Raw genomic sequence first — 25,246 nt, 5'->3', positions numbered from 1 at the left:
TCGACGGCCGGGGCTCACCAGCGTCCAGCTTGACGTGCGACGATCGATGTATGGCGAACGTCGTCCGCAAGTTGTACCGCTATCTGTCCGCTTCGGCGAACCGGAAGCTGGACGAGAAGGCTGATCCGCGGGTCCAGATCGACCAGGCGATCACCGAGGCACAGCGGCAGCACCAGGCGCTCGTGCAGCAGGCTGCCGCGGTTGTCGGCAACCAGCGGCAACTGGAGATGCGGATGGCCCGCCAGATCGACGAGGTCGAAAGCCTCACCGAGTCCGCGCGCCAGGCCGTCCTTCTCGCGGACGCAGCCAGCTCGAACGGTGAGGTGGACGCGGCCGGGCGCTACGAGCAGACCGCGCAGGCGTTCGCCAGCCAGCTCGTCGCCGCGGAGGGTGCCCTCGACGATCTCAAGGCCCTGCACCAGCAGGCCGTACTCTCGGCCGAACAGGCCCGCCGGGCGGTGGAGGACAACACCCTGCGACTGCAGGGGCAGCTTACCGAACGCGCCCGGCTGCTGACCCAGATCGAGCACGCCGCCATGCAGGAACAGATGAGCAAGGCGCTCGACGGCATGTCCCAGCTCACCCCGCCGAGTGACACCCCGACGCTCGCGCAGGTCCGGGACAAGGTCGAACAGCGCTACGCGATCTCCCTGGGACGGCACGAGCTCGCCTCCCAGGGGGTGGAGTCGCGGATGCTGGAGATCCGCCGGGCGTCGTTGGACGCGAAGGCGTCCAACCGTCTTGCCGAAATCCGTACGGCTCTGTCGGCCGGACCGAGGGCGGACGGCGCCGGCTCCGGTGATCAGTTGTCCCTGGACAAGGGATCTCCCGGCCGACCGGACGCCTGACGATGATGCCGGCAGGCAAGACCGGGCTGGGCAGCCGCCTGCCGGACTGGCTGCGCGCCGACATCGAACGCCGGAGCCTGCTGCGCGGCGAGCAGCGGCTGGTCCGTACCCAGGCCCGCCTGCGGCGGCGCGCCGCCGCGTCCGCGCGGGTGTGGGCCGGGGTCGCCGTCCTTACCCCGGCGGCCGCGGTCCTGGACGGGACGTGGAAGTGGCTGGTCGTGGGCGCCGGCGCGCTTGTGCGGGCCGGCCTGTCCTGGCGTCAGGCGCGGCTGGCCCCTGTGCTGCCGGCCCTGCCGCTGCCGATGGCGCCGCTGCCCTCGCGGTTGATGTTACGGGGTTCGGCCGCCGCGGAACCCCTGCGTCGCGGCGAGGCGGCGATGGTCGCGCTCGCCGCCATGCTGCGGGCGTTGCCACCCGGGGCCGCCGCTGAAACGGTCCGCGCGGCGATGGTGTCGGCCGCGCAGGTGGTCGACGGCCTTCGCGTCGAGGCCGGCCGGGTCCTGGCCTGTGAGTCGGCCGCTCGTACGGTCGCCGGCCCTGGCCGTCGGGCGGAGATCACTGCCACGATCTCGGATCTGGTGAGCTCGATGACAACCGCCGCGGATGCACTCGACGGGATGCTGGCCGCAGCCAGTGACCTGCTTGCCTCGACGTCGTCGACGCTGTCACCGGCGGGGCGCGACGGTGGCCTCGAACACGGGACCGCAGCCCTGCGCGGTTTCGCCGACGGCCTGCGCGAACTCATGCGCTGACCAGTTCTCCGGTTCGGCGACCCCGAGGTGGTCAGCCCCGCAGCCGCAGGCCGCGCGGAGTGGGATGGAAACCGGCGTGCTCCAGAGCACGACCGAGTGCGCTGGTGAGCACCGACTGGCCGTCGGCCTTCTCCACCGACAGCTGTCCGAGCCAGCCGTCCCGCACGGCGAGTGCAAGGGCGTCGACCGCCGGCTGCACCCGCTCGGGGTCGTCGGTCCAGGTCAGCAACGTCCTGCCACCGCGTTCGACGTACATCATCAGCTCGCCGTCGACCAGGACGACAAGCGCGCCCGGTGAGCGTCCCGGCCGATGCCCGCCGCCGGCTTGACTCGCCGGCGGCGCCGGCCAGGGCAATGCGGCGCCGTAGGGATTCGCCGGGTCGGTCGCGGCGAGCACGATCGCGCCGCAGGTCGGTGGGGCCGCCCGCAGCCGGTCGACCGCACCCGGGACGGCGAACTGGGCCGCGCCGAGGGACTCCACGAAGTAGCCGCGTCTGCACCGCCCACCGTCCTCGAAGGCGGACAGTACGCGGTACAACCCGGCGAAACCGCCCGGGACTCCCTCGGCCGTGACCGCGCCGCGGGTGACGATCCCGTACCGGTCGAGAAGCATCTCGGCCTGGGCGTGGGCTCGCAGGGTCGGATCAAGGTCCCGGTCGGGCAGCAGCGACCAGCGGCCTGCCACCGTAGGTGGGCCGGTCCGCGACGGCATGGTCGGGTGGGAGTAGCGAGCCGGACGCGCCCGGGGGCTGCGGCGGGTGGCCGGATGAGCGCCACGGCGGGCACCCAGCGAGGCCCGTAGCGGGGCGAGGCTGTCGTTGGTGACCAGGCCCGCCCACACCAGATCCCACAACGCGCTCGCGAGCGCGTTGTCGTCGAGGCTGCCGACCCGGTCCGACAGGGTCCGGAAGAACAGGGCGGCCCCTGTGTCGAGGGTGTCGAGCACCGCGGTGTGCAGGGGGGTGCTTGCGGCCTCCGGCGCGGGCGGTGCCAGCAGCAGGGCGGCGCTGTCGGCGAGGACCAGGGTCATCCAGCCGTCGTTTCCGGGCAGCCCGCCCGCGCCGGCCCACAGCACCTCGCCGGATACGCACAACTCGTCGAGCATGGCCGGGTGGTAGTCCGCCACTCGGGAGGGCAGGACGAGTTGCTCCCAGGCGCTGGCCGGCATCAGTGTGCCCTGCAGCTGCTCGACGGTCCGCACCACCGCGTCGACACCGTGTGCGCCGGCGCCCTGGCCACGTGACACCCCCTGCCAGGCGGGCAGGAAGCGGGCGAAGGCCTCCACCGCGACGGGTTCGACGTCCCGGCGGGAAGCCGCGAGGCTGCGCCGGCGCAGCGTGCGCAACACCGTGTCGTCACACCACTGCTCGCCGGTGCCACCCGGGCGCAGCTCGCCGCGGACGAGCCGGCCGGTGGCGAGTATCCGTTCCAGGCCCGCGGTCACCACGCCGACACCCAACCCGAACCGGCGGGCGATCGCCTCGGTGTCGAACGGGCCGTGCGTGCGCGCGTAGCGGGACAGCAGGTCACCCAATGGGTCGCGGACTGCTTCGGTGAAGGTCGTGGGCACACCGACCGGTACCGGGATGCCCAGGGCGTCACGCAGCCGTCCGGAGTCCTCGATCGCGACCCAGCGTTCCTCACCGGCGATGCGGACCCGCAGCGCACGGTGGGTGTCGGTGAGTTCGGCGAGCCAGGCCGGGGTCGCGCCCCGGGCCAGCGCCTCCGGCGTGCTGAGGTCGCCGACCACGCGCAGCAGGTCGGCGACCCCTTCGACGTCGCGCGCATGCCGGTAGGGCGCCAGGTGCTGCAGCTCGGCCTCTATCTGCGCGAGCACGTTCGTGTCGATCAGTTCCCGCAGGTCGGCCTGGCCCAGCAGCTGGGCGAGCAGGGAGCTGTCCAGTGCGAGTACCTGGGCTCGGCGCTCGGCCAGCGGGGTGTCCCCGGCGTACATGAACGCCGCTACGTAGCCGAACAGCATCGAGCGGGCGAACGGCGACGCCGCGGTGGTCTCCACCTCCACGACGCGCAGATTGCGCGACGCCACGTCACGCATCAGCCCGACCAGCGCGGGGACGTCGAAAACGTCCTGCAGGCATTCCCGCATGGTTTCCAGCACCATCGGGAAGTCGTCGAAGCGTGCCGCCACCTCCAGCAGGTGGGCGCTGCGCTGCCGTTGCTGCCACAGCGGGGTCCGGCGGCCTGGAGTGCGTCGTGGCAGCAGCAGCGACCGGCCCGCGCACTCCCGGAACCGGCTCGCGAACAGCGCGCTGGCACCGATCTCGGCCCGCACGAGCGCGTTGATCTCGTCGGGGTCGAACACGGCCACGTCGGCGGTGGGGGCGAGGTCGGCGTCGGGTATCCGCGCGACGACGCCGTCGTCGGAGTGCATGATCTGCACCTCGACGCCGTAGCGATCGCGTAGCCGTGCGCCGATGGCCAGCGCCCATGGCGCGGTCACGGGGGCGCCGAAGGGTGAATGGACCGCCAGCCGCCAGTCACCGAGCTCGTCCCGGAAACGCTCGACGACGATCGTCCGGTCGTCCGGGAGACGACCGGTGGCCTCCCGCTGTTCGGCGAGATAGGAGAGCAGGTTGTCGGCGGCCCACTCGTCGAACCCGGCTGCCCGGAGGCGCTCTCGTGCGCCCTCGGTGCCCAGGCGGGCCAGTTCACGGGTGAAGGTGCCGATCTCGCGACCGAGTTCGGCCGGACGCCCGGGTGCGTCACCGTGCCAGAACGGCAGTCGGCCCGGCCGACCCGGCGCAGGGGTCACCAGCACCCGGTCGGGGGTGATCTCCTCGATCCGCCAGCTGGACGATCCGAGCAGGACGACGTCACCGACCCGGGACTCGTACACCATCTCCTCGTCCAGTTCGCCGACCCGGCTTGCCTTCTCGCCAACCAGGAAGACGCCGAACAGGCCGCGGTCGGGGATGGTGCCGCCGCTGGTGACCGCCAGCCGTCCGGCGCCGGGCCGGCCGGTAAGCGTGCCGGTGGCCCGGTCCCAGACGACGCGGGGGCGCAGCTCGGCGAAGCCGTCGCTGGGGTACCGGCCGGAGAGCATGTCCAGTACCGCATCCAGGACGGAGGGTGGCAGCGTCGCAAACGGAGCTGCCCGGCGGACCAGCGCGGCGATGTCGTCGACCTGCCAGGGGTCCATCGCGACCATCGCCACGATCTGCTGGGCGAGCACGTCCAGTGGGTTACGCGGATACCGAAGTTCCTCGATCCCGCCGTCGCGCATCCGTTCGGCGACGACGGCGCACGGAAGCAGGTCGCCGCGGTGCTTGGGCAGGATCACCCCCCGGCTGGCGGCTCCGACCTGGTGCCCGGCTCGTCCCACCCGCTGCATGCCGGCGGCCACGCTCGGCGGTGACTCGACCTGGACGACGAGGTCGACAGCCCCCATGTCGATGCCGAGCTCCAGGCTCGACGTGGCCACGACCGCGGGCAGCCGGCCGGCCTTGAGATCGTCCTCGATGAGCGCCCGCTGCTGCCGGCTGACGCTGCCGTGATGCGCCCGGGCCACCTCCATCGCGTCGGCGGGCCGCCCGGCCCCGGCGTTGCCCATCATCTCGGCCGGCATGCGCTGCTCGGGCGGCATGTTCTGGAAGCGGTTGGCGTACGCCTCGTTCAGCCGGGCGCACAACCGTTCGGCGAGCCGCCGCGAGTTGGCGAACACGATGGTCGAGCGGTGCGCGAGGACGAGGTCGAGGATCCGTTCCTCCACGGCCGGCCAGATCGACGCCGTCGGTTCCGTGCCGGTGCCGGTGCCGGTCTCGGTGAGGCGGGTCATGTCCGCCACCGGTACGACCACGTCGATTCGCAGGGTCTTTCCGGTCGACGGGTGGACCACCGTGACCTCGCGGGCACCCCCGAGGAAGCGCGCGACCTCCTCGGTCGGGCTCACGGTCGCCGACAGGCCCACCCGCTGCGCCGGTCTGTCCAACAACGCGTCGAGACGTTCCAGGCTCAGGGCAAGGTGAGCGCCGCGTTTGGTACCGGCCACGGCGTGCACCTCGTCCACGATGACCGTCTCCACCCCACGCAGCGCCTCGCGTGCCCGGCTGGTCAGGATCAGGAACAGCGACTCGGGCGTGGTGATGAGTACATCCGGTGGGAGACGCCCGAACGCACGCCTCTCGGCAGCAGGAGTGTCACCGGACCGGATGCCCACCCGCACGTCGGGTTCGGGCCGGCCGAGGCGCGCCGCGGCAGCCTGGATCCCCGCGAGCGGGGCTCGCAGGTTGCGTTCGACGTCCACGGCCAGCGCCTTGAGCGGGCTGACGTAGAGCACGCGGCAGCGCCGGGAGGGTTCCGCCGGTGGGTCGGTGCGGGCGATCCGGTCCAGCGACCACAGAAAGGCTGCGAGTGTCTTGCCCGAGCCGGTCGGGGCGACGACCAGGACGTTGTCCCCGTGGCCGATCGCCTTCCACGCGCCTGCCTGCGCGGGAGTGGGCGCGGGGAACACGCTTTCGAACCAGGCCCGGGTGGGGGCTGAGAACAGCGCGAGGGGGGACGGGACGGGCATGCCTTCGAGTCTGCCTCCCGGGAAAGGCAGACTTGCAGCTGTGCGACTGACCGAATTCTGGGCGCGAATGAACAAGCAGTTCGGCTCCGGGTATGCGGAGTCGGTTGCCCGCGACCATGTTGTCGCCGGGCTCGGCGGGGCCACGGTCGACGAGGCCCTCACCCGCGGTGACGACGTCAAGGACGTCTGGCGGGCCGTGTGCGAGGAGTTCGACCTGCCCGCGCGCGAACGCTGAAGATCTGGGAGTGCTGAGATCCGGGACGGGTCCTGAAAAGCCGCTGGGGCCTCCGGTGTGTCGACCATGTGATCGAACGCGTGTTCGCCTACTGTGGATGTCGAGTACCGAGGTTCCCCGGTGGTGCGAGAAAGGCCATGATCGTGTCTCCTCCGACCATCCAGTTGTCCACAGGCACGACTCGGCGCTCGAAATTGTCGGACCCGCCCCCTACCGTCGCCATCGTGGCCAAGACTCGACGACCTCAGCCTGGAGCGACTCCCATGGCAGGACTCGACCGCGAGAAGGCGTTGGAGAACGCCCTCGCACAGATCGACAAGCAGTTCGGCAAGGGCTCGGTGATGCGGCTCGGTGACGACACCCGCCCACCGGTCCAGGTCATCCCAACCGGTTCCATAGCCTTGGACGTGGCGCTGGGCATCGGCGGGCTTCCACGCGGGCGTGTCGTGGAGATCTACGGCCCGGAGTCGTCCGGGAAGACGACCGTCGCGTTGCACGCGGTCGCGAACGCCCAGGCAGCCGGTGGGATCGCGGCCTTCATCGATGCCGAGCACGCGCTCGACCCCGACTACGCAGCCAGGCTCGGGGTCAATACCGATGCGCTGCTGGTCTCCCAGCCCGACACCGGTGAACAGGCGCTGGAGATCGCGGACATGCTCATCCGCTCCGGGGCGATCGACATCATCGTCATCGACTCGGTGGCGGCTCTCGTGCCCAGGGCCGAGATCGAAGGCGAGATGGGTGACAGCCACGTCGGCCTGCAGGCCAGGCTGATGTCCCAGGCGCTGCGCAAGCTCACCGGCGCACTGTCACACTCGGGCACCACCGCCATCTTCATCAACCAGCTCCGTGAGAAGGTCGGTGTCATGTTCGGTTCGCCCGAGACGACCACGGGCGGAAAGGCACTCAAGTTCTACGCGTCCGTGCGGCTGGACGTCCGTCGTATCGAGACTCTGAAGGACGGTACGGATGCCGTGGGTAACCGTACCCGCGTGAAGGTTGTGAAGAACAAGATGGCTCCCCCATTCCGTACGGCGGAGTTCGACATCGTCTACGGGGGTGGTATCAGCCGGGAAGGCTCTCTGATCGATATGGGGGTCGAGCACGGTATCATCCGCAAGTCGGGGGCCTGGTATACCTACGACGGTGATCAGCTGGGTCAGGGCAAGGAGAACGCGCGCTCCTTCATGCGTGACAACCCCGACATCGCCAACGAGATCGAAAAGCGAATCAAGGAAAAGCTCGGCCTGGTGCCGACGATTGATCTGGATCCAGCATCCCCGCCGCCGGTCGATCTTCGAGCTGATCTTTGATCTCCGAGTCGCTCCCTGGTCGGTGGAAAGGTGTTGATCGGCGTGATGCCATCAGATCATGGTCGGAAAGAGGCTGCGGACCCGGCTGCCAGGGCGCGGGAGATCTGCCTGCGCCAGCTTGAGACCCGCCCGCGAAGCCATGCGGAACTGGCTGCCACCCTAGGGCGGCGCGGGGTGGATCCCGATACGGCGGAGGCGGTGCTAGCCCGTCTGATCGAGGTGGGTCTTGTCGACGACAAGGCGTTTGCCACCGCGCTGATCTCTTCCGCGCGGGCGAACCGCAGCCTGGGGCGACGTGGGCTTGTTCATGAGTTGCGTCGCCGCGGGGTCGATGTGGAGGTTGCGTCCGCGGCGCTCGCCGACCTGGATACCCTGGACACCCATGATGAGGAGGCCGCCGCGCGGGAGCTGGTGCGACGCCGTATGCCGGCGATGGATCGGCTGCCGAACCAGGTACGTGCCCGACGCCTCACCGCGTTGCTCGACCGTCGCGGCTACCATCCTGATCTTGTTGTGCGGGTGGTCACCGAAGAGCTTACAGATGGTTCGCTTGACTAGCTTTTCTTGACCGTCCACGAGCCGCAGACCTACTCTCACCAAAGGTGAGAGGGCTCCCGCGATGACGCGGTTCCGATAGCGTGAAACAACTTCACACGAGGGTGGCTGGCCCGGATCGCGGCGTCTGTAGACGCCGCTGCATCCGCCTGGGCTCAATCGTTTGTCGGCAGCGACGCGCATTATAGTTCCGGAACAGCCCGTTTCGTGGGTCCTTCGCCGTTCCGGCCCGTTGATCGCGGGCCAATGTCGGCAGAGGGAGGAGGACCGATGAGCGTTCTCCTTGCCGTGCTCGCTGCCTGCATGCTCATGGGCTTGGTGGTAATTACGGTGCTTCTCGTTCGGGTCCTGGGTTCGGGGGTCCTGGGGGTCTCCCGATCCCGTACCGAGGCAGACACCGACCCCGACGTAAAAGAGACCGAGCCTCCCGACGGTCAGCGCACCGCGCTTCCCAACGCTGATCTCCAAACGGCGCAATCCGAAGCCACTGAGATCATCAGGCAGGCTGTCGAGCTTCGCGAGCAGGCGGAGCGGGATGCCGCGGAACTTCTCCGCCGCGCGGAGGAGAGTGCGCGAGCGGTACGGGAGCGGGCAGAGGCGGAGTCGGCGTTGCGTGGCTCCCTCGTCGAGGCGCAGGCACGTGAGGCCGGTCGGAAGTCGGCCGAAACCTTCCGGACGCAGGCCGAGGAGGAGGTGCGGGTGCTGCGGGCAGAGCTTCACGAGCGGGATGCCCGCCTCGTCCAGCGCGAACAGCGTCTGGAGGCCCGCGCTACCGCCGTTGACGAACAGGTACGTCAGATCGAGGCCAGGGACCACGACCTCGCGGCCCGGGAGGCCGAACTTGCCAGGCGGCGCGCGGAGGTCGTCGACCTGGAGGAAGAACGTCGCAGGACGCTGGAGAACGCCGCCCGGCTCACCGCCGCCCAGGCGCGTTCCGAGCTCGTCAAGGTTGTCGAGGCCGACGCCCGCCGGGATGCGGCCGTGCTGGTCCGCGACATCGAGGCGCAGGCCCGTGAACGGGGTGAGGAGCGAGCCAGGAAGATCGTTACACTCGCCATCCAACGGGTTGCCTCGGAGGCGACCACGGAGTCGGTCGTTTCCGTCCTGCACCTGCCCAGCGACGAGATGAAGGGCCGCATCATCGGCCGTGAGGGGCGCAACATCCGGTCGTTCGAGTCGGTCACCGGTGTGAACGTCATCATTGACGACACGCCCGAAGCGGTTCTGCTCAGCTGCTTCGATCCGGTGCGCCGCGAAATCGGTAAGATCACGCTGGAGGCCCTGGTCGGAGACGGGCGGATCCATCCGCACCGCATCGAAGAGGAGCACGACCGGGCCAGGCGTGAGGTCGAGGCGCGCTGTCTGCGGGCCGGTGAGGACGCGCTCGTGCAGACCGGTGTCGCGGAAATGCATCCCGAACTGATCGCCCTCCTCGGGCGGCTGCGGTACCGGACCAGCTACGGCCAGAACGTCCTGGCGCACCTCGTCGAGTCCGCTCACCTGGCGGGGATCATGGCTGCCGAGCTACGACTTCCACCGGCACTGGCCAAGCGGGGAACCCTGCTCCACGACCTCGGTAAGGCGCTGACCCACGAGGTGGAGGGCAGTCATGCTCTCATCGGCGCCGAGATCGCCCGCCGTTACGGCGAGGACGAGGAGGTCGTCCATGCCATCGAGGCGCATCACAACGAGGTCGAGCCGCGTTCGATCGGGGCGGTTCTCACCCAGGCCGCCGACCAGATCTCCGGTGGACGACCGGGTGCCCGTCGGGAGAGCCTGGAGTCCTACGTCAAGCGGCTCGAACGCATCGAGCAGATCGCCGCTGAACGTCCGGGTGTCGAAAAGGTCTTCGCGATGCAGGCCGGCCGTGAGGTCCGGGTAATGGTCGTGCCGGACCAGGTGGACGACATCGCTGCGCACATGCTGGCCCGTGATGTCGCCAAGCAGATCGAGGACGAGCTGACCTATCCCGGTCAGATCCGTGTCACGGTGGTTCGGGAGACCCGCGCCGTCGAGACCGCACGCTAGAATGATCGTCAGATGGTGGGAGTCGTCGTCTGGTTGCGCCTGCGCCGTAGGCTGGCTGCGTGAGTCCCCGCAGTTACCAGGTCCGGACATTCGGATGTCAGATGAACGTCCACGACTCCGAGCGGATCGCCGGCATGCTGGAGGCCGCTGGCTACGTGCCCGCAGCCGCTGATGTCACTCCGGACGTGGTGGTGTTCAATACCTGCGCCGTGCGCGAGAACGCCGACAACCGGCTCTACGGCAATCTTGGTCAGATGTATCCGGCGAAGAAACACCACCCGGGTATGCAGATCGCGGTCGGCGGCTGCCTCGCGCAGAAGGACCGCGGAACGATCACCGAGCGGGCTCCCTGGGTGGATGTCGTGTTCGGTACCCACAACCTGCACCGGCTGCCCGCACTGCTCGAGCGCGCGCGGCACAACGCGGCGGCCGAGGTCGAGATCGTCGAGGCGCTGGAGGTCTTCCCCAGCGCTCTTCCCTCCCGCCGCTCGACGCACCATTCGGCGTGGGTGAGTATCAGCGTCGGCTGTGACAACACGTGCACCTTCTGCATCGTGCCGAGTCTGCGGGGCAAGGAGGCCGATCGGCGTCCCGGGGATGTGCTGGCCGAGGTCGAGGCACTGGTCGACGAGGGCGTCCTCGAGATCACCCTGCTCGGTCAGAACGTGAATTCCTACGGCCGGTCACTGGGTGATCCCGGGGCGTTCGCAAAGCTGCTGCGTGCCTGCGGGACGATCGACGGGCTGGAGCGGGTGCGGTTCACCTCACCGCATCCGCGGGACTTCACCGACGACGTGATCGAGGCCATGGCGGCGACCCCGAACGTCTGCCCGCAGCTGCACATGCCGCTGCAGTCGGGGTCGGACGTCGTACTGCGACGGATGCGCCGCTCCTATCGGCAGGAGCGCTTCCTGGGAATCCTCGAGCGGGTCCGGACCGTGATGCCGCACGCCGCCATCACCACCGACATCATCGTGGGCTTCCCGGGCGAGACGGAGGCCGACTTCGTCGACACCCTGCACGTGGTGCGCGAGGCGCGGTTCGCCGGCGCCTTCACCTTCCAGTACTCCCCGCGGGAGGGAACACCGGCTGCCACGATGGACGGTCAGGTCGACCCGGTCGTCGTACGGGACCGTTACGAGCGGCTCGCGGCCGTCCAGGAGGAGATCTCCTGGGAGGGCAACCGCGCGCTTGTCGGCCAGCGGGTGGAAGTCCTCGTCGTCGAGGGGGAGGGGCGCAAGGACGCCGTCACCGGGCGGCGTTCCGGTCGCGCCCGTGACGGCCGGTTGGTCCATCTCGGTGCACCGTCGGCCGCCCTGATCCGTCCAGGTGACGTGGTACAGGCGATGGTCACGCGGGGTGCGCCCCACCACCTCGTTGGGGACGGTCCGCTGCTGGCCCACCGGCGGACCCGGGCCGGTGACCTGTGGTGGGAGACCGCTCAGGGTGCCCTCGAGGGCCCTGAGCAGGGCCGACGGTCGACCGATCTCGGTATGCCGACACTCCGACGGTGACGCTGGTCGCGGCGGCGGTCTGTCCGCATCCACCGTTGCTCGTCCCCGAGATTGCCGGTGGTGAACCCGTCGCGGTACGGGAACCGGCTATCCAGGCTGTGCGCCGGCTCGTGGCGGGTGCCCCGGACCTGGTCGTCGTCGTCGGTGACGCGCCATGGACCCAGCCCTGTGCCGCTGGCGAGTCCGGGACGCTGGCCGGTTACGGCGTGCCGCTGTCGGTCACGCTGGGACGCGCCGCGGGCTCCTGCGTACCAGCCCCGGCCCCGAACCGGCCGACCCTGCCGCTGTCGCTGACGGTCGGAGCCTGGCTGCTCGGACAGACCTCGTGGGAAGGGGCGGTCACCGGCTTCGGTGTGAGCGCGACGACCAGCGCGGCGGATGCCGCGCGGATCGGCGCCGAGCTTGCCCGCTCGGCGGAGCGGGTCGCCCTGCTGGTGATGGGCGACAGCAGCGCGCGGCGGACGGTCGGTGCGCCCGGCGGATTCGACAGCCGTGCAGCCGCCCACGACGGCGCGGTGGCGGCGGCGCTCGCCGGTGGCGACGCGGCCGCGCTGCTGCGGCTGGACCCCGGTCTCTCGCGCGAGCTGATGGCGGCCGGCCGTGCGTCGTGGCAGGTGCTTGCCGGTGCAAGCCTCGCCGTCACCACGCACGACCAGGACACGACCATGAGCGACACGCACACGTGGTCATGGACGTCTCGTGCTGAGTATGTCGCCGCCCCTTACGGTGTGGGGTACGTGGTCGCCGTGTGGGAGCGGGGGAGTTCTTAGCAATGGTCTCGACGTCGACGGAATTGCCGTCTGGGGTACAGCGCTCGACCTGCGCGGGCTTGGCGGTGCTGCGAGCCGGATCGTCCGTCGACCCGCCGGTGGTCCTGCTGCCCGGTTACACCGGAAGCAAGGAGGACTTTCTATTGATCATTCCTCGTCTTGCGCAGGCCGGGTTCGACGTGATCGCGGTGGACCAGCACGGCCAGTACGAGTCACCCGCTACCAACCCGGAATGGGAATGTACCGTCGAAGCTCTCGCCGGGCATGTCGGTCGGGTGATCGACGAGATCGGTCGGCCGGTGCATCTGCTCGGTCATTCCTTTGGGGGGCTGGTCGCAAGGTCCGCGGTCATTGCACGGCCGTCGGGTGCGGCAAGCCTTGTACTGCTCAGTTCCGGCCCCGCCGGGATCGTCGGTCCTCGGCGGATCGCGTTGCGGGCGATGCGGGTCGTGTACAACCGCAGCGGCCGGGACGCGGTGTGGGCTGCTGTCCGGGCCGCGGACACCGTCGTGTACCCACCCGCTGGCCTTGAGTTCCTCAAGCGCCGGTTCTTCGCGAGCAGTGATGTCGGCCTTCGGGTCATGGGGGAACAGCTCCTGGACGAGCCCGATCGCGTCAGCGAACTTGCTGCCACCGTCGGTGACGCGGATGTGCCCGTACTGGTCGCACACGGGATCGCTGACGACGCCTGGCCACCCCGTCTGCAGGCGGAGATGGCGGCGCGCCTGGACGCCCGCTATGAGGTGATCGCTGGGGCGGCACACTCACCGGCGACCGAGAACCCGAAGGCCACCGCCGCGGTGCTGGTCGAGTTCTGGCGCAATGGCGTGGGCCAGCAGGCTGCGTAGTTGTAAGCCGTAGTTGTAAGCCTCAGGCCGGCTCGAGGAGGAAGGCGGCGAGCTGGGAGGCAAGCCCGACCGGTACGCGTGCCCGCAGGAGTGTACCGGTCGCCGTGTGTTCGAGATCGAGGACCTCCCCCGAGGCGTACACCCGTGACACCAGATCTCCACGGGTGAACGGCACCAGCACGCACACCTCGACGTCGGGGTGGGGAACGCGCTCGGTCAACACGTCCACCAGGGTGGAAAGCCCATCCCCGGTGCGGGCCGACACGAAGACCGCGTCGGGGATGCTGCGGCGCAACCGGGCGAGCACGTCCGGATCGGCAGCATCGATCTTGTTCACCACCACCAGTTCGGGTACGTCCCCGGCGTCGATGTCGTTGACCACCGTGCGGACCGCGGAGATCTGTGACATCGGGTCGGGGTGCGAACCGTCGACCACGTGCAGCAGCAGGTCGGCGTCGGCGACCTCCTCCAGGGTGGAGCGGAACGCCTCCACGATCTGGTGCGGCAGGTGGCGGACGAAGCCGACGGTGTCGGCGAGGGTGAACGTCCTGCCGTCGGGAAGCGTGGCCCGCCGCACAGCCGGGTCCAGGGTGGCGAACAGCGCGTCCTCGACCAGTACCCCGGCGCCGGTCAGCCGGTTGAGCAGCGAGGATTTGCCGGCGTTGGTGTAACCGGTGATCGTGACTGCGGGGACACCGCTACGCTGCCGCGACGACCGTTTGGTCGCCCGGACGGTCTTCATCCCGGCGAGTTCCCGGCGAAGTTTGGCCATGCGCGCGCGCAGGCGCCGCCGGTCTGTTTCGATCTTGGTTTCGCCGGGGCCGCGGGTGCCGATGCCACCACCGGTCCCCATACCGCCACCGGACCGTGACATCGACTCACCCCAGCCCCGCAGCCGCGGCAACATGTACTGCAGCTGAGCGAGCTCGACCTGAGCCTTGCCCTCCCGGGACGTGGCGTGCTGGGCGAAGATGTCGAGGATCAGTGCGGTCCGGTCGATGACTTTGACCTTGACGACATCCTCCAGCTGCCGCAGTTGGCCGGGGGCCAGCTCACCGTCGCAGATGACCGTGTCGGCGCCGGTGGCGGTGACGACGTCACGCAGTTCGCGTGCCTTGCCGGAGCCGACGTATGTCGAGGCGTCGGGAGTGTCCCGACGCTGTACGAGCGCGTCCAGGATGACCGAGCCGGCCGTGGTTGCCAGCGCCGCGAGTTCGGCCATGGAGGTCTCCGCCTCGCCGGCCGTACCCGAGGTCCACACGCCGATGAGGACCACTCTTTCCAGGCGGAGCTGGCGGTACTCGACCTCGGTGACGTCGTCGAGCTCGGTCGCCAGGCCCGGTACCCGGCGCAGGGCGGAACGGTCGGCGAGGTCGAGCCCCTCACCGGAGGCGTCGAAGAACTCTTCACTCGAGGTGCTGAAAAGCCGGTCGTGGTCGTGGTCGTGGTCGGGGCGATCGGTGGCGGGAAACGTCATGTCGCTCTTCTCTGGTGGGGCTTATCCCTGGTGTTGCTGGGCGCCGGCCTCACGTCCGGTCGAGCCGGCTGCGGCTGCGGGGCGGTGCGCTCCGCCTGATCCCGGCGGCCGTCCGCGGCCGGCAACTCCTTTATCGCAGAGTCCCACGTCCAGTCAGAGGTCGCGACTGCTTTTTGCCGACGGCCGGGGCTGCGTCGGGTGAGGGCGTGCCGGTCAGCTGACAGCGGCCGGGGTCGGCATCGGGATCGTGCCGGTGGCTGTGGCGCGGTCGGCGGGGGTGGGCGCCGTGCGGCTCGTGCCGCCGCCGGCGGCGGCGCTGGCTGGTCGGGAGCGCTGGCGCCACCGGTTCGGTCGGCCCCGGCCCAGAGCAATCATCCGGGCGTCATCGGTAGGGACGGGCGGGCAGAACAGGCGGCCGGCTGCCCGGTCACAGTGCATCGCGGCCAGCCGGGACGCCGTGACCACGCTGTCGACGCCTTCGGCGGTTACGACCATCCGACGCCGGTGAGCCAACATGATAATCGAGGCCAGTACCGCCTCACCCTCCAGGTCCCGCTGCATCGCGCGGAGGAACCGGCCGTCGATCTTCACCATGTCCAGCGGCAGGACGTCGAGGGTGGACAAAGACGCGTACCAGGTGCCGAAACCGTCGACGCCTATGGCCGGTCCGAACGAGCGCAGCCGGGCCAGCAGCCGGGGCACCCCGACGCGCGCGAGGCCCAGGGTCTGCTCGGTGAACTCCAGTCCGAGCGCTCCCGGTGGCAGCGCACGGGCGTGCATGAGCTGTTCCACTTCGATCGCGAAGCTCGGTCGGGTCAGCTGGTCGGCGGTCACGTTCACCCACAGTCGGGGTGGGCGAATCGCGGTTCCCGCAGCCATTTCGTGCCATGTCCGTGCCTCAGCCACAGCGGTCCGTAACACCCAGCGGCCGACCTGTTCGGACAGGCCAGCGGCTTCGGCGACCGGCATGAACTGCGACGGGTTCATCAGCCCCTGGTCGGGATGTTGCCACCGCAGGAACGCCTCCATCGCGGGAACCGACCCGTTGCGCAGGTCGACCTCGGGTTGGTAATGCAGTTGTAACGACCCGTCGTCAAACGCGGCACACAGGGCCGGGACGAGGTTCAACTCGATCGCGGTCACAGATGTCTCCAGACGACGGGAAGAACGGGCCGCGGGCCCGTCGCACGTCAGGCCGAGCCGACCATGCCCGCCACCTGTTCGACGTCGGGACGGTCCAGCCAGATTATGCGAGGATCGCGCCGAAACCACGACCTTTGTCTGCGAGCTAATCGGCGCGTCGCGGCAATTGTCGCGAGCCGGGCCGACTCGGCCGAATCGAGCGCGCCGTCGAGCCAGGCGAGAACCTGGGCGTAGCCCACCGCCCGGGATGCGGTGGGACCGTCCCGCAGGCCCGTGCCGGTGAGTGCCCGGACCTCCTCGACCATGCCGGCGGCCCACATGCCCGCCACGCGGTCGGCGATCCTCGCGTCGAGCTGCGGATGGTCGACGCCGATCTGAACCACGTCATAGATCGAGCGGGGTTCCGGCAGGGAGGCGGTGAAGCTGCCGGTGAGCTCCACCACCTCCAGCGCACGCACGATGCGGCGGCCGTTACCGGGCAGGATGGCGGCGGCCGCGGCCGGTGCCCGCGCAGCGAGATCGGCGTGCAGCGCGGTCGCGCCCCGCTCGGACAGCTCCCGTTCCAGGCGCGCCCGGACAGCCGGGTCGGTGCCGGGAAAGGCGAGGTCGTCGATGACGGCCCGGACGTAGAGCCCTGATCCGCCCACGAGCACCGGCGTGCGGCCGACAGTCAGAAGATCGTCGATGACCCCTCGGGCCAGCCTCTGGTAGGACGCCACGTCAGCGGCACGGGTGACGTCCCAGACGTCGAGCAGGTGGTGAGGGATGTCTCTTCGTTCTTCCGGCGGCATCTTGGCGGTACCGATGTCCATGCCTCGGTAGAGCTGCATGGAATCGGCGTTGACGATCTCCCCGCCCAGTTCGACGGCCAGACTGATCGCCAGGTCGCTCTTGCCGGCCGCTGTCGGCCCGACGACAGTCACGACCCGACCGGCTGTGCGCCGGTCGACGCCTACGTCCATGTTCACCCCCGGGAGGATCAGACCCGACGAAGGACCGCGACGATCCGGCCGAGGATCGTCGCACTGTCACCCGGAATGTCAGCATAAGCCGGGTTCTGCGGTTCGAGCCACACGTGGCCGTCACGGCGGCGCAGCGTCTTGACCGTCGCCTCACCGTCGATCATCGCGGCGACGATCTCGCCGCTGTCCGCGACCGGCTGCTGGCGGACGACCACCCAGTCACCGTCGCAGATCGCGGCATTGACCATGGAATCACCGATGACCCGCAGGGTGAACAGCGTGCCCTCGCCCACGATCTCGCGGGGGAGCGGGAAGACGTCCTCGACTGCCTGTTCGGCGAGAATCGGGCCGCCCGCCGCGATACGGCCGAGGACCGGTACGTACGCCGCCTGCGCGGGAGCGTCCGGCGTGGCGTCGGTCGCCGGCAGGCCTTCCATGGGCGTGCCGACGGGAGGAGCCTCCCGTACCACCGGTCGTACCGGCGCCTGCGCGGACAGGACCTCCATGGCCCGTGGGCGGTGGGGGTCGCGACGCAGGAAGCCCTTCTCCTCCAGCGTCTTCAGCTGGTGCGCGACGCTGCTGGTGCTCGTGAGCCCCACCGCATCACCGATCTCACGCACGCTCGGCGGGTATCCTCGGCGCTCGACGGCGTTGCGGATCACCTCAAGCACCTTGCGCTGGCGGGGTGTCAGGGCCGAGGCGTTTGCCGGTCCATCCGGCAGGTCGCGTACGGAGCCACGTGGGGGCCGGCCACGGCGGGTGCGGTTCTGGTCGGTGGTCATGCCTGCCGCTCTCCTTCGTTGTCGGTCATGGCAGACTCCGATCCCGGCATACCTGACGTTTTGCCGTGAACCGGAGCTGGCGGTCACGACCTGGATCTGATCGCTACGACCGTAACCGCCGCGACTGAATATCTCAAACGCCTGTTCGAGCGTGTCATGACGATTCTGTCGGAGCCGTGCGGTACAAACTCAACCAGATATTCGATCGAACAGGTGTTCGATGATCATGTTGTTGGAAGTGGCACGTGCTGGTGAAAGTTGGGGAGGTGGATGGTGCAGAGGTCGGCTGAGCCCCCGTTGAGGCTGACCGGGCGGGGTCGAGTTGTCCTGGTTATCCTTGTTATGGCGGTGTCCTGCCTGGTTCTATCCGTAGCCCGGGTGACGTCGTCGGCCGCGCCGACCAGGGGTGACGGAGCAACTCGCGTTCACGTGGTTCGGCCCGGGGAGACGTTGTGGGGTATCGCCCGCGTGCTGGCTCCCGACGGTGACACCCGGGTGGGCGTGGCGCGCCTGGCCGGTCTGAACCGGCTTGAGACGATCGATCTCGTCCCTGGTCAGACGCTCCGTTTGCCATGAGGGGCCCACGCGCTGGCGACTTGCCAGGTCGTGGTGTCCAGTCCTACTGTTGACCACAACATCTTGTAGTTACGTGGCTGTAAGTCGACAAAATCTTGGGGGTTGTCCGTGCGGTGTCCGTTCTGTCGACACCCCGACAGCAGGGTTGTCGACAGTCGGGAGGCTGAGGAGGGCGCCGCGATTCGTCGACGTCGATCGTGTCCGTCCTGCGGCCGGCGTTTCACGACGATCGAAGAGGCGTCACTACGAGTCATCAAGCGCAGCGGTGTCACCGAGCCGTTCAGTCGCGGGAAGGTGATCGCGGGCGTGCGCCGGGCATGTCAGGGTCGACCGGTCGAGGCGGACGCGTTGGCCCAGCTCGCACAGCTGGTCGAGGACACGTTGCGTGCGTCGGGGGCTGCCGAGGTTCCCTCGGACGAGATCGGCCGGGCGATTCTTGGGCCGCTGCGGGAGCTCGACGAGGTCGCCTACCTGAGGTTCGCGTCGGTGTATCTGTCCTTCGGCTCCCTGGAGGACTTCGAGACGGCGATCGCCGATCTGCGGGGGCAGGCCAGGCAGTCGCCGTCGTAGCCACGTACCCCTGACACGACATGTCAGACAGCACGACACGTCAGACAGCCGGTGAGAGACACCATCCGACCGACGCCAGACGAGGAGCGCCATGACCGACAACCGTGGCACGAAAGCGAGCAAGTCCGCCACCAAGGCCGCCGGCCTGAAGGTGCGACGCGTCAACACCTCGCCGGGCGTCCACCCCTATGACGAGGTCACCTGGGAACTGCGGGACGTCGTCATGACCAACTGGCGGGACGGCTCGGTCAACTTCGAGCAACGCGGGGTGGAGTTCCCCGACTTCTGGTCGGTGAACGCCACGAACATCGTCACGAGCAAGTACTTCCGTGGTGCGCTTGGCAGCTCCTCCCGCGAGTGGTCCCTGCGTCAGCTCATCGACCGGGTCGTGCGCGCGTACGGCGCGGCCGGCGCTGAGAACGGGTACTTCGCCTCGGCGGCGGACGCCGAGATCTTCGAGCACGAGCTGACCTGGATGCTGCTGCATCAGGTGTTCAGTTTCAACAGCCCCGTGTGGTTCAACGTCGGCACGTCCGCGCCGCAGCAGGTCTCGGCCTGCTTCATCCTCTCGGTCGACGACACGATGGAGTCGATCCTCAACTGGTACCGGGAAGAGGGTCTGATCTTCAAGGGCGGGTCGGGCGCCGGGCTGAACCTGTCGCGTATCCGATCGTCCAAGGAGCTGTTGTCCTCAGGCGGCACCGCCTCGGGCCCGGTGAGCTTCATGCGCGGAGCCGACGCCTCGGCCGGAACGATCAAGTCGGGCGGCGCAACCCGGCGGGCCGCGAAGATGGTCGTGCTCGATGTCGATCATCCGGACATCGTCGACTTCGTCGAGACCAAGTCCCGCGAGGAAAGCAAGATCCGTGCATTGCGGGACGCCGGCTTCGACATGGACCTCGGCGGTCGTGACATCGTCTCGGTGCAGTACCAGAACGCCAACAACTCCGTTCGGGTGACGGACGAGTTCATGCGGGCCGTCATCGACGACACCGACTTCGGCCTGCGGGCCAGGCTCGACGGGTGCACGGTCGAGACCATCTCGGCCCGGTCGTTGTTCCGTACGATCGCCCAGGCGGCGTGGGACTGCGCCGACCCCGGGATCCAGTACGACGACACGATCAACGACTGGCACACCTGCCCGGAGTCCGGTCGGATCAGCGCCAGCAACCCCTGCAGCGAGTACGTGCATCTGGACAACTCCAGCTGCAACCTGGCGTCGCTCAACCTGATGAAGTTCCTGCGCAAAGACCTCAGTTTCGACGCCGACGCGTTCGTGGCAGCCGTTGAACTGATCATCACCGCGATGGACATCTCGATCTGCTTCGCGGACTTCCCGACCCCGGAGATCACACGGGTGTCCCGGATGTTCCGCCAGCTCGGCATCGGCTACGCCAACCTCGGCGCGCTGCTGATGGCCACCGGCCATGCGTACGATTCCGAGGGCGGTCGGGCCATGGGCGCGGCCATCACGTCGCTGATGACCGCTGTGGCCTACCGCCGTTCGGCCGAGCTTGCGGGTACCGTCGGTGCCTACGACGGTTTCGCGCGCAACGCCGACGCCCACCGTCGGGTGATCCGCAAGCATGCCGCTGCCACGGACACCGTCCGCACGGTCGGGACCGACGACGCGCGGGTGCTCGCCGTCGCCGTCCGCGAGTGGGAACGCGCGCAAAGTCTCGGAGAGAAGCACGGATGGCGCAACGCGCAGGTCAGCCTGCTCCCCCCGACCGGCACGATCGGCCTGGCGATGGACTGTGACACCACCGGCATCGAGCCCGACCTCGCGTTGGTGAAGATGAAGAAGATGGTCGGCGGTTCCAGCATGCGGATCGTCAACCAGACGGTTCCCGCCGCGCTGCGCGCTCTCGGCTACGCCGAGGAGACCGTCGAGGCGATTGTCGAGTACATCGCCGAGCACGGTCACGTTATCGACGCTCCCGGTCTGCGCCGCGAACACTACGAGGTCTTCGACTGCGCGATCGGGGAGCGGGCCATCAGCCCGATGGGCCACATCCGGATGATGGCGGCGGTCCAGCCGTTCCTGTCGGGAGCCATCTCCAAGACCGTCAACATGTCCACGTCGGCCACGGTCGAGGACGTCGAGCAGATCTACCTGGAGGGTTGGCGACTCGGTCTCAAGGCACTGGCGATCTACCGGGACAACTGCAAGGTCGGCCAGCCGCTGTCGGACCTGCGTGGCGCGAAGAAGTCCGCGGTCGCAGTCGTGAGGGGGGATTCGGCCGTGGACGTCGCCGTCGCACCGTCAGATGAGCACCGCCCGGTCCGACGCCGTCTGCCGAAGATCCGCCAATCGCAGACCGTCTCTTTCACTGTGGGTGGCGCCGAAGGGTACCTGACCGCCGGGTCATATCCGGACGACGGGCTCGGCGAGGTCTTCATCAAGATGTCGAAACAGGGCTCGACCCTATCCGGCGTGATGGATGCGTTCGCCATCGCGGTCTCGATCGCGCTCCAGCACGGCGTCCCGTTGGAGACCTACGTCCGCAAGTTCATCAACATGCGCTTCGAACCGGCCGGCATGACAGACGACCCGGACGTGCGGATCGCCCAGTCGGTGATGGACTACCTCTTCCGCCGCCTCGCCCTGGACTACCTTCCCGAGCAGACCCGTGCGGAGCTCGGTGTCCTGAGCGCGCAGGAGCGGGCTCGCCAGCTCACCGGACAGTACGGCGGGTCCGGCCCGGCGGATACGGCCGAAGTGGCCGATGCGGCTGACGCGGAGGCGGCCGGGGCAGCTGGTATCGGGGCGGCTCCTGGCGCCACCACCGGGTCCGTGCCGGTGCCTGTCGAGGCCATCCACACCCACCAGGTGGGGGTCTCGGCGCGGGAGGTACGGGCCGCGATGCCACGGGAGGTACCACCGGGTGAGTCGATGTCGGCCCAGAACGTGGTGGACGCGCCGCTGTGCTTCACCTGCGGGGTCACCATGCGTCCCGCGGGCAGTTGCTACGTGTGCGAACAGTGCGGTTCCACCAGCGGCTGCAGCTGATCGTTCGGGGTGGCGGGCCCGGGGTGGTGGCGGGTCTGTTCGGGGTATGGCCCTGACCTGTTGTCCGGTCGGCGCGGCGGCTGATCAGCCGTCGCGCCGGCTCAGGTGTTCCCCGTCCAGAACTTTCCGGGCGGACGGCATGTGGTGCGTGGGCCTCCGGCCGTCGAGCAGGTCCAGGAGCAGGGCCGCCGTCCAGGAGAAGTGGTTGCTACCCACCCCGGCACCGTCGAACGGCGAGTAGTACTCATACAGTCCTTCGGCGCCCGCAATCATGGAGATCGTGTCGGTGCGCAGCAGTTCGGCGAGCTCGCCGCGGCCGGCACGGTCGAGCCCGTCGGCGAGCAGCCAGTTCATGTTCACCCATACCGGACCCTGCCAGTAGCAGCGTGGCTGGAAGTCGGGATCGTCAGTGGGGGTGCTGGCGATGCCGTGGGTGGGCCAGAATCGCTGCGCGGTCATTCGGGTGACAAGGTCCTCGACACCGGAGGGGGGCACGACACCCGCGTACAGCGCGAGGAAGCCGGCGATCGTGGGCCTTCGGATCAGCTTGCCGGAACGTGCGTCACGGCTCCAGTACATGCCGTCGGCGAACAGGGTGGCGAACGCCGCCCTGGTCCGGCGGGCCGAGCGTAGGAGCTGATCGGGCAGCTTCTCGCCGATTTCGGTGGAGATGTCGCGCAGGTGGTCGTTCGCGCGGGCGAGAATCGCGTTGAAGGCAACGTCTTGAACCAGGGGAACACGGGAGGCCCGGATCCGGCGGAAGTCGTAACGGGCGTCGCGTAGCTCCCCGACCAGGTGGTAAAGAGTGAAAAGGTCGGTAGCGGACAGTCGCTGGCCGACTGGGACCTCCTTGTTGTCCCGGCGCAGCGCGTCGAGTGCGCTGTCCCCGTTGAGCCGGCGGATGAGCTTCAGGGGGATGGGAGCCGCACGACGCGTCAGCTCCATCCAGGTGGGGGTGTTGTCCATCCCCGACTCCCACGAGTGGACGAGGGCGACCAGCCCGGTGTCGTCGGGGTCGCGTTCCCGGTACAGCCAGCAGTGGTAGCGCACCAGGCCCGGGTAGACCGCGTGGTAGAAATCCCGTCGCCGGGCCGGGTCAAGCACCTCGCCGATGCGTACGACGGCCTCGGCGATCATCGGAGGCTGGGTGACGCCGGTCGTCTGCACCTGCCCCGGGGCGGTGTTGACAAGATCGGAACGCCACCGGTTGGGCCCGGCGTGATAACTGCCGGACCCGGAGAAGATGACATGCGGGATCATGCCGTTGGGCCATTGGCCCCGTAGCAGCGAGAGGATTTCCCGGCAGGCCCGCTCGGGATCGACGCAGCGAAGTCCGATGGCGATGAAGCAGCTGTCCCACAGCCACTGGTGGGGGTAGAGCGTCGGGGACGGTCGTGTCGCGTCGCCCAGATCGTTGTCTTGGAGTACCCGGATCGCGGACGTTCGGAGTTCGGCGAGCACCTCGGACGACAGGACCGGTAACGACATCGTGCGAGGGTACCGGGGGACGTGAACACCGCCCATCAGATTCCGCCTGCGCGTCCCCGGCCACGTCGTTGCCAGTTGTTGCCGGTCGTTGCCACGGCGGTTGCTCCAAGCGCCCGGTAACAGGGGCGGGTGCCAAACTCCGTGACCCGACTCCCCTGTTGTCAGTTGCTCTAAGTGATGATTGTTACGGTCCGTCTGTCATAATTGTGGTCATGTTGATGGATCGTCGTGGCAAGTCTTGTTCTTGCCTCGCGGATATGGAGAGCTGAAGAGATAATTAGTTATTCGTGACACACCGGCCGATCTGCGGAGTACTCTTCGCGACAGCGGGTGCAGCGTCCCGAGGGTGAGGGTCTACACTGCTTCGTAGACCCGGCGATCGCTTACGTCCGGTTGTGTCTGAACGCGGAATGGGAGAGACGTCTCCAGACGTTGCCCATACGTGCAAGCACCAAGACCCGCCACCCGCACCGACCTTCGGATCTGCTACTGATGACGCTGCCTGCCCTGGAACTTCATGAGCGCCCCGACGAGCCGCGTACGCGTGCCGTGAGCACGCGACGGACTCGTCGGTCATCCACTCCTGTACGCACGGCTCCCAGCCGCGGCTTGGCCGCCGTGCCCGATGATACCGACGAACTCGACGTTACTCAGGTCGCCGAGCTCGTCGCGCGTGGACGTGAGTCCGGCGAACTCAGCCGTGCCGAGCTTCGCGAGGCACTGGAGACCGCCGATCTCGGTCTTGAACTGCTGCCTGTCCTGGTCGCCCGGCTGACCACACTCGGGGTCGAGGTTCTCGACGAGGAGGAGGAAGCACCGGGTGGGGCTCCTGTCGCGCGTGCGACGTCCGAGCACGCCGGAACCGCCGACCTCGTCCGCATGTACCTGCGTGAGATCGGCAAGGTGCCCCTGCTCAACGCCGCGCAGGAGGTTGAGCTGTCGAAGCGGGTCGAGGCCGGGCTGTTCGCCGAGCACAAGATCGACACTGATCCCGACCTGGCCCCGGATCTACGGCATGACCTGCAGACCCTGGTCCGTGACGGGCATGCGGCAAAGCAGCAGCTGGTCTCGGCGAACCTGCGCCTGGTCGTCTCGGTCGCCAAGAAGTACAGCGGCCGGGGAATGACCTTGCTCGACCTGGTGCAGGAGGGCAATCTCGGCCTGATCCGTGCGGTCGAGAAGTTCGACTACGCCAAGGGTTACAAGTTCTCGACCTACGCCACCTGGTGGATCAGGCAGGCCATCGGTCGGGCACTGGCCGATCAGGCCAGAACCATCCGGATCCCGGTTCACGTGGTCGAGCAGATCAACAAGATCACTCGGCTGCAGCGGCAGCTCGTCTCCACGCTCGGTCGGGAGCCGACCGACGAGGAGCTGGCGCTGGAACTCGACATGCCGATCGAGCAGGTCGTCGAACTGCGGCGGTACGCGCAGGACACGGTCAGCCTGGAAACCGCGGTCGGCGACGACGGCGACTCCGTTCTCGGCGACTTCATCGAGGACGCCGACGCCACCTCTCCCGCGGACGCCGCCTCCTACGGCGCCATGCAGGACGAGATCGAAGGTGTGTTGAACGCGCTCACGCCACGTGAGCGCGAGGTCATGCGGCTGCGGTTCGGTCTTGCCGACGGCAAGCAGCACACCCTCGCCGAGGTGGGTAACCGCCTGGGGCTCACCCGGGAGCGGATCCGCCAGATCGAGCGTGACACCCTGCGTGAACTGCGCAAGCCGGCGGTCGCGAGCAAGTTGCGGGAGTTCCTCGACTAGCGCTTCCTGTGCCTTGTGCGAGACCGAGAGCCCCTGCCCGGGTACCCGGGCAGGGGCTCTCGCGTTGTACCGAC

At 68.6% G+C, this 25,246-nt stretch carries 19 protein-coding genes; 13 read left to right on the top strand and 6 right to left on the bottom strand.

Features of this window, described 5'->3' with window-relative positions; genetic code table 11:
- Positions 1–50: 50 nt before the first annotated feature.
- Together CV1CTNOD_RS19050 and pspM are read left to right on the top strand one after the other, a co-directional pair.
- A complete protein-coding gene (locus CV1CTNOD_RS19050) occupies positions 51–848 on the top strand; it encodes a PspA/IM30 family protein (protein ID WP_131768257.1) in 798 nt (265 codons plus the stop codon).
- 5 nt (positions 849–853) lie between these two features.
- Positions 854–1,600 (top strand): phage shock envelope stress response protein PspM, encoded by a 747-nt coding sequence (gene pspM, locus CV1CTNOD_RS19045; RefSeq protein WP_207386553.1) that lies wholly within the window; start codon positions 854–856, stop codon positions 1,598–1,600.
- A gap of 31 nt (positions 1,601–1,631) precedes the next feature.
- Here pspM and CV1CTNOD_RS19040 read toward each other — a convergent pair whose 3' ends face one another.
- Positions 1,632–6,131, bottom strand: a complete 4,500-nt coding sequence (locus tag CV1CTNOD_RS19040; RefSeq protein ID WP_131787371.1) for an ATP-dependent helicase — start codon at positions 6,129–6,131, stop codon at positions 1,632–1,634.
- Positions 6,132–6,171: 40 nt separating this feature from the next.
- Between CV1CTNOD_RS19040 and CV1CTNOD_RS19035 the strand changes: the two genes are divergently transcribed.
- From CV1CTNOD_RS19035 to CV1CTNOD_RS19005, 7 genes are all read left to right on the top strand, one after another.
- Positions 6,172–6,366 (top strand): DUF3046 domain-containing protein, encoded by a 195-nt coding sequence (locus CV1CTNOD_RS19035; protein WP_131768250.1) that lies wholly within the window; start codon positions 6,172–6,174, stop codon positions 6,364–6,366.
- A gap of 263 nt (positions 6,367–6,629) precedes the next feature.
- Positions 6,630–7,679, top strand: coding sequence for a recombinase RecA (recA, locus tag CV1CTNOD_RS19030; RefSeq protein ID WP_131787370.1), 1,050 nt, complete (start codon positions 6,630–6,632; stop codon positions 7,677–7,679).
- A 45-nt stretch (positions 7,680–7,724) separates the two neighbouring features.
- The gene (locus CV1CTNOD_RS19025; protein WP_131787394.1) at positions 7,725–8,237 is read left to right on the top strand and encodes a regulatory protein RecX; all 513 of its coding nucleotides are present in this window, start codon (positions 7,725–7,727) and stop codon (positions 8,235–8,237) included.
- Positions 8,238–8,504: 267 nt separating this feature from the next.
- Complete coding sequence (gene rny, locus CV1CTNOD_RS19020; RefSeq protein WP_131787369.1) at positions 8,505–10,262, top strand: ribonuclease Y; 1,758 nt, start codon at positions 8,505–8,507, stop codon at positions 10,260–10,262.
- A gap of 101 nt (positions 10,263–10,363) precedes the next feature.
- The gene (gene miaB, locus CV1CTNOD_RS19015) at positions 10,364–11,776 is read left to right on the top strand and encodes a tRNA (N6-isopentenyl adenosine(37)-C2)-methylthiotransferase MiaB (RefSeq protein ID WP_242606833.1); all 1,413 of its coding nucleotides are present in this window, start codon (positions 10,364–10,366) and stop codon (positions 11,774–11,776) included.
- The gene (locus tag CV1CTNOD_RS19010; RefSeq protein ID WP_131787367.1) at positions 11,773–12,546 is read left to right on the top strand and encodes a hypothetical protein; all 774 of its coding nucleotides are present in this window, start codon (positions 11,773–11,775) and stop codon (positions 12,544–12,546) included. Before miaB ends, CV1CTNOD_RS19010 begins: the two co-directional genes overlap by 4 nt.
- Before the next feature lie 65 nt (positions 12,547–12,611).
- The gene (locus tag CV1CTNOD_RS19005) at positions 12,612–13,394 is read left to right on the top strand and encodes an alpha/beta fold hydrolase (RefSeq protein WP_242606832.1); all 783 of its coding nucleotides are present in this window, start codon (positions 12,612–12,614) and stop codon (positions 13,392–13,394) included.
- A 22-nt stretch (positions 13,395–13,416) separates the two neighbouring features.
- On the opposite strand, the gene hflX is transcribed toward CV1CTNOD_RS19005, so the two are convergent.
- The 4 genes from hflX to lexA form a co-directional block, all read right to left on the bottom strand.
- Positions 13,417–14,871: a GTPase HflX gene (hflX, locus tag CV1CTNOD_RS19000; protein ID WP_242606828.1), complete on the bottom strand. Its 1,455-nt coding sequence runs from the start codon at positions 14,869–14,871 to the stop codon at positions 13,417–13,419.
- A gap of 213 nt (positions 14,872–15,084) precedes the next feature.
- On the bottom strand, positions 15,085–16,014 hold the full coding sequence (locus CV1CTNOD_RS18995) for an EAL domain-containing protein (RefSeq protein WP_131787365.1): 930 nt from the start codon (positions 16,012–16,014) through the stop codon (positions 15,085–15,087).
- A gap of 47 nt (positions 16,015–16,061) precedes the next feature.
- Entirely contained in the window at positions 16,062–16,976 is a 915-nt protein-coding gene (gene miaA / locus CV1CTNOD_RS18990; protein ID WP_131787364.1) for a tRNA (adenosine(37)-N6)-dimethylallyltransferase MiaA, read from the bottom strand.
- Positions 16,977–16,993: 17 nt separating this feature from the next.
- Complete coding sequence (gene lexA / locus CV1CTNOD_RS18985) at positions 16,994–17,758, bottom strand: transcriptional repressor LexA (protein WP_131787363.1); 765 nt, start codon at positions 17,756–17,758, stop codon at positions 16,994–16,996.
- A 429-nt stretch (positions 17,759–18,187) separates the two neighbouring features.
- Between lexA and CV1CTNOD_RS26965 the strand changes: the two genes are divergently transcribed.
- The 3 genes from CV1CTNOD_RS26965 (at position 18,188) to CV1CTNOD_RS18970 (ending at position 21,917) form a co-directional block, all read left to right on the top strand.
- Positions 18,188–18,334: a LysM peptidoglycan-binding domain-containing protein gene (locus CV1CTNOD_RS26965; protein ID WP_242606827.1), complete on the top strand. Its 147-nt coding sequence runs from the start codon at positions 18,188–18,190 to the stop codon at positions 18,332–18,334.
- Between the two features lie 108 nt (positions 18,335–18,442).
- Positions 18,443–18,904 (top strand): transcriptional regulator NrdR, encoded by a 462-nt coding sequence (nrdR, locus tag CV1CTNOD_RS18975; protein WP_131768233.1) that lies wholly within the window; start codon positions 18,443–18,445, stop codon positions 18,902–18,904.
- A gap of 91 nt (positions 18,905–18,995) precedes the next feature.
- On the top strand, positions 18,996–21,917 hold the full coding sequence (locus CV1CTNOD_RS18970; RefSeq protein ID WP_131787361.1) for a vitamin B12-dependent ribonucleotide reductase: 2,922 nt from the start codon (positions 18,996–18,998) through the stop codon (positions 21,915–21,917).
- Between the two features lie 84 nt (positions 21,918–22,001).
- Here CV1CTNOD_RS18970 and CV1CTNOD_RS18965 read toward each other — a convergent pair whose 3' ends face one another.
- Positions 22,002–23,405 (bottom strand): amylo-alpha-1,6-glucosidase, encoded by a 1,404-nt coding sequence (locus CV1CTNOD_RS18965; protein WP_131787360.1) that lies wholly within the window; start codon positions 23,403–23,405, stop codon positions 22,002–22,004.
- Positions 23,406–23,897: 492 nt separating this feature from the next.
- Here CV1CTNOD_RS18965 and CV1CTNOD_RS18960 point away from each other — a divergent pair, with 492 nt between their 5' ends.
- On the top strand, positions 23,898–25,172 hold the full coding sequence (locus CV1CTNOD_RS18960; protein WP_131787359.1) for an RNA polymerase sigma factor: 1,275 nt from the start codon (positions 23,898–23,900) through the stop codon (positions 25,170–25,172).
- The last annotated feature ends 74 nt before the right edge of the window (positions 25,173–25,246 follow it).

It is taken from the genome of Protofrankia symbiont of Coriaria ruscifolia (assembly GCF_900634745.1).
GTDB classification, from domain to species: domain Bacteria; phylum Actinomycetota; class Actinomycetes; order Frankiales; family Frankiaceae; genus Protofrankia; species Protofrankia californiensis.
Note: the sequence above shows the minus strand (reverse complement) of the source record. Positions and strands in the feature narration are given on the sequence as shown.